General features: G+C 58.9%; 1 protein-coding gene. It reads right to left on the bottom strand.

All coding sequences use genetic code 11. The features are described from left to right. Positions 1-252 (bottom strand): alpha-E domain-containing protein (locus B2W52_RS20240; protein ID WP_286803980.1); only part of this gene is annotated, 252 nt, incomplete at its 3' end. Positions 253-406: the final 154 nt, after the last annotated feature.

Raw genomic sequence — 406 nt, 5'->3', positions numbered from 1 at the left:
GGCAATGGAGCTCGGGTTGTAGCCATCCGCCATCAGAAACTTCACACAGTTGCGCTCATCGGCCTTCTGATGATGCTGGTCAAACAGCGCCCCCATGCCCGTCACGGCCACCAGTCCCTTCCAGGAAAGCTGGGTTTCCCGGGGCATGTCCAACGCCAGGGAATTAAAGGCCATGATCATCCGGGCGTTGTTCTCGGCCCGCTCAAGGTATCTGGCCATCCAGTACAGTCGTTCCGCTACACGTGACAGCACATCAATTCTCCTCGTCCACGATCCAGGTATCCTTGCTTCCACCGCCCTGGGACGAATTCACCACCAGGGAGCCTTTTCGCATCGCCACCCGCGTAAGCCCGCCAGCCGTAACGTAGGTTCTCACGCCCTGCAGCACAAAAGGCCGAAGATCCAG

The sequence above is a fragment of the Marinobacter sp. UBA2498 genome, assembly GCF_002341575.1.
In the GTDB taxonomy this organism is placed as follows: domain Bacteria; phylum Pseudomonadota; class Gammaproteobacteria; order Pseudomonadales; family Oleiphilaceae; genus Marinobacter; species Marinobacter manganoxydans.
The sequence above is the reverse complement of the archived record's forward strand: the minus strand, read 5'-3'. Positions and strand labels throughout refer to the sequence as shown.